At 56.5% G+C, this 3,629-nt stretch carries 7 protein-coding genes; 1 reads left to right on the top strand and 6 read right to left on the bottom strand.

From position 1 onward, the window contains the following. Positions 1–183: helix-turn-helix domain-containing protein (locus I2G69_RS13990; RefSeq protein WP_195560995.1), on the bottom strand; the 183-nt coding region annotated here is incomplete at its 3' end. Between the two features lie 300 nt (positions 184–483). On the opposite strand from I2G69_RS13990, the gene I2G69_RS13985 reads away from it, so the two are divergent. Next, positions 484–891, top strand: coding sequence for a hypothetical protein (locus tag I2G69_RS13985; protein ID WP_207740603.1), 408 nt, complete (start codon positions 484–486; stop codon positions 889–891). Between the two features lie 34 nt (positions 892–925). On the opposite strand, the gene I2G69_RS13980 is transcribed toward I2G69_RS13985, so the two are convergent. The 5 genes from I2G69_RS13980 to I2G69_RS13960 are packed head-to-tail and all read right to left on the bottom strand — an operon-like array spanning position 926 to position 3,553. Further along, positions 926–1,417, bottom strand: coding sequence for an HK97 gp10 family phage protein (locus I2G69_RS13980; protein WP_195560993.1), 492 nt, complete (start codon positions 1,415–1,417; stop codon positions 926–928). Between the two features lie 33 nt (positions 1,418–1,450). Beyond that, complete coding sequence (locus I2G69_RS14420; RefSeq protein WP_279323446.1) at positions 1,451–2,380, bottom strand: LysM peptidoglycan-binding domain-containing protein; 930 nt, start codon at positions 2,378–2,380, stop codon at positions 1,451–1,453. A gap of 16 nt (positions 2,381–2,396) precedes the next feature. Beyond that, positions 2,397–2,864 carry a hypothetical protein gene (locus I2G69_RS13970; RefSeq protein WP_195560992.1) on the bottom strand — a complete coding sequence of 156 codons (468 nt, stop codon included), beginning with the start codon at positions 2,862–2,864 and terminating at the stop codon, positions 2,397–2,399. A 4-nt stretch (positions 2,865–2,868) separates the two neighbouring features. Continuing rightward, on the bottom strand, positions 2,869–3,267 hold the full coding sequence (locus I2G69_RS13965) for a hypothetical protein (protein ID WP_195560991.1): 399 nt from the start codon (positions 3,265–3,267) through the stop codon (positions 2,869–2,871). 19 nt (positions 3,268–3,286) lie between these two features. Beyond that, positions 3,287–3,553 (bottom strand): hypothetical protein, encoded by a 267-nt coding sequence (locus tag I2G69_RS13960; RefSeq protein ID WP_195560990.1) that lies wholly within the window; start codon positions 3,551–3,553, stop codon positions 3,287–3,289. Positions 3,554–3,629 lie beyond the last annotated feature (76 nt).

Raw genomic sequence — 3,629 nt, 5'->3', positions numbered from 1 at the left:
TTCGTAGTCCATGACCAGCCGTCGGCCGGCTTCGATGTTGCTGATCGCGTCCTGGGCTATGCCCACGCCCAGCGTTTGCATTTTCGCCGCCAGGGTTTCCTGTGAAATGCGCTTCGCCAGGCGCGCCATTCTGACGCGCTCACCGCATATATTCCGCCGTCCGTAGCAGCCAAGATTCTTCATTTTTGCCCCCCTGTTTATGGTCATTCACAATATTCTATTTGAAGTTACCATAAACTATGGTATGATATTATTGGCATGAACCATAGATTTCTATTCGGGGGGCTTTTTATGGGGTGGAATCTGTTCAGGAAGAAGGAAAAGAAGGCCGCGCCGGTCCCGCTTGCAACAATAAGGCGATTGGAACAGATCAGGGACCTTTATATGGAATCGGCCGGAATAATGGAAAAGACGAAGAATCTGACCACTTTCCTTTCCAGGTACGAAGACGCGCGCCGGTTCATTTCGGGGTTCAATTCAATCATGGTCCAGGCCGGCCAGGCTCCGATCCCTGAAATGAACGACGACATTGACGCCCTTTTCGTGGGGCGGGTCGGCGAAGTCGTCAGCGAAGAAGTCGCGGCGGCCCAGAAGTTGAAGACCGCTTCCGGGCGTCAGGACCGCCTTCAAAGAGTCGTAGACGCTTTGGAGCGTGTGGACAGGCCGGACGAAGGGCCGGTCGACGACGCGATCCTGGAAGCAGAAGACCTGGCCTTTCGGGCAATAGGCCAGGCGGTGGACTGGGCTTCCGAACCGTCGGGGTCTGACATAAGCGTCAGCGAAGACCTGATCTTGAAGTCCATGAAGGAAGCCGCGTTCAGGGACGGCCGCCGGCGTGGGTTAAGTGACAGCCAGATCGAAGAAGCGTGGCGGAAGACCTTCGGAAAATAGCAAAAAGGCGGACGGGTTTCCCCGTCCGCCTTTCTTACTTCGTCTTCATTCGCTTGTTGATCTCCCGCGTGATCTTGCGGGACACTCTGGCCTGTTGGGTGTCCTTTGTCCGTTTCGCGGCGCGCTTCATGGTGAAGTGTCCCCGGACGTAACCGCCCTTCGGACCGACGAACATTCCGCCTTCCGGGTCGTCCCGGTTATAGACGAAGGTGTTCCCTTCCCAGTGACCGGGGACGAAGTGACTTCGGAAGCCGTGTTCAAGGTGACTCGCATAATCCAGGGGATTATAAAACCGAACGATGAAGCGGTTCCCGCTCCGCCTGGCCGTCTTGTCGGACTTCCAGTTCCGGCGGTAGTCGCCGGTATTGACGATGTCCGGGCTGTCGTTCTTGCAGATCAGGCGCGCCTGGCGGACGGCGTACTGGCCTTCGCCGACGGCGATCTGGGACATGATTTCCGGGACGTCGTCTTTCAGGGCTTCCAGGCCGCCGATCCACTGGACCAGTTCATTCTTCTTCACGCCCACAGGATCGCCCCCTTTCCGCCGGCTCCGGCCGGCTTACGCTTTGCGAAGGTTCTTCGCGGCGACAGCGGCCGTGATAGTTGTACCGACGCCGATCACAACACGGTCGCCGCTGACCTGGATCACGTCGTAAGTGTCATAGTAGGTTTTGAAGGACTTTCCGTCGTAGGTGACGGCGTTCAGGACCTTCACCTTGTCCCCTTTCTTGAAGGACTCCGACCCGGCCGTGGTCGGAATCTTGATTTTCTGGCCGACGCTGATCAGGTTCGGATTGGTGATCCCGTTGTACGCGGCGATCGCCTGGTAGGTGGTCCCATACTTCGCCGCGATCGCGGACAGCGTGTCGCCCTTTTTCACGGTGTAGACGATTTCGCCGCCGCTTTCGGGCGGGGTCACGTCGGTCGCGCTTCCGCCGGCGTCGGAATAGTCAACATAGGGAAGGCGGCCGTGTTTCTGCCAGGTCCGGGTATTGTAGCCGGCCTTCTTGCCGATATTGCCGACGGCCGTGATCTGGACGTCATTTTCGAAGGCCGGGGAACACTCAACGGCCAGGCCGTCGCCGATATAGACGCCGATGTGTCCGGGGACCCACAAGGCTTCGCCGGGGGTCATGTTTCCCCAGTTACCGATCGAAACGCTCTGACACTTTCCGATCATGGTGTCTGCCCCGATGTCAGGGACGCCGTTCGAAGCATAAGACGCTCCGCCGTAGGTCTTCGACTTGTCGCCAGTCCAGCCCCACAGAATACCCTTGATAAGACACACGCAGTCAAAACCGAAAGTGTCGGCGCTGGCGGCCTTGATCATAGCGGTCCGGGCCGCCTGTTTGTTGTAACTGTGATTCTGGGTGTACCTGGTCTTGTTCGCGGACGTCATAGGCGCGCCGAAACAGCCCATGACGTACAGGGTCTTGTGATTTTTGGCCGCGTCAATCAGCTTTTCGATAAAGATTTTACTTTTCATCATGGTCGTTTACTTCCTTTCATTCGATGTCTTCGCCGGAAGTCCCGGCGTTCAAAATGGCTGTGAACTTTTCGAACGCTTCCTTGATGTACTTACAGGAAACAAGAAGGACAGCGCCGATGATTACAAGGTCGGCGAAAATGTCGGTGTATTCCTGCGGAACAGACCAGCCGACTTCGTTCGCAAACAGGGGAAGGGTTGTGACGGATAAGCACAGAAGGACCAGGCCGATCACAAATGTCGCGATCTTGATCGCGCTGGCTACCAGCTTCGACCGATCGAACGGCTGGTTCTGCAACTTGATGTTGTACCACAGGGAAAAGGTGACGTTCGACAGATACGCCGCCAGGAAGATCAGCATGGACCAGCCGACACTGATCAGGTTTCCACAGCACAGAAAACCTTCGTCGTCGGTGTAGTCGTCCGGCTCCTGGTTTTGAAGGCTTTTCTGGATAACGCCGGCCAGAACATTCCCGATCAGGTCCATTTAATCACCGCCCTTCCAGGAAGTCTTCGTCGTCGGCGTAGTTCTTCGGCGTGGCTCCCTTCGGCGAAGCCGGCGGCGGATCAGGCCGGTCGTCTTCTTCCCACCGGCGGCCGCGAATGAACGTGGCTGGGTAGCAGATAAACGAACCGCCGTCCTTCGTCCACTGGTCACAGGTCTTCCACCTTTCGACGCCAGCGACGATCTGGTCCACAAGGGCGTCGTCTGGGTTAAGCTGTCCCCAGGCTTTCAAGGCGTCCTGTTTTCCGACTCTGCGTGGATATGCGGACCAGAAGCGGTCAAATCCGCGCGGGGTCGGCGCCGCCACGGTTGGGCGCGTTCCCGTTCCTCGTTCCTCGTTTTCGTTCCCGTTTTCGTTTTCGTTTACGGGGACTTTTGATTTCACTTGCTTTCCGTTGCTGTGATTACAAGAGGTTTCTGTCGGGGTCCCCGTTGGTCTGCTCGATGTCGGGGTTGTAGATCACGGTGACATAGTCGTCGACGCGCTTCGCGGAAACGACTTCGACTTCCCACAGGAAATTCCAGTCCGTGACATTGCGAACCAGGTCGATCGCGAAGTCCGCCGTGACGACCTCGCCGTCCGTGGACACAAGATAGAACTTCTTGATTTTCTGGTCGTAGGACTTCGCGACAATGTTTTCAAGCAATTTCCGAATGGTCATTTTCTTCATAACCGGGACCCCCACATAAAAAAATTGACTTGGCGAAGGTTGTTGACCTTTGCACAAGTCAATAATAAATCTCGCG

The organism is Anaeromassilibacillus sp. D41t1_190614_C2, from assembly GCF_015558525.1.
Taxonomy (GTDB): domain Bacteria; phylum Bacillota; class Clostridia; order Oscillospirales; family Acutalibacteraceae; genus Anaeromassilibacillus; species Anaeromassilibacillus stercoravium.
This window is presented reverse-complemented; position numbering and strand designations above follow the sequence as displayed.

What these genes read in the sequence shown, in the direction of transcription:
- I2G69_RS14420 (WP_279323446.1), bottom strand. Translation starts at nt 2,380, where the DNA reads ATGATGAAAAGTAAAATCTTTATCGAAAAGCTGATTGACGCGGCCAAA.
- I2G69_RS13985 (WP_207740603.1), top strand. Translation starts at nt 484, where the DNA reads ATGGTCCAGGCCGGCCAGGCTCCGATCCCTGAAATGAACGACGACATT.
- I2G69_RS13970 (WP_195560992.1), bottom strand. Translation starts at nt 2,864, where the DNA reads ATGGACCTGATCGGGAATGTTCTGGCCGGCGTTATCCAGAAAAGCCTT.
- I2G69_RS13960 (WP_195560990.1), bottom strand. Translation starts at nt 3,553, where the DNA reads ATGAAGAAAATGACCATTCGGAAATTGCTTGAAAACATTGTCGCGAAG.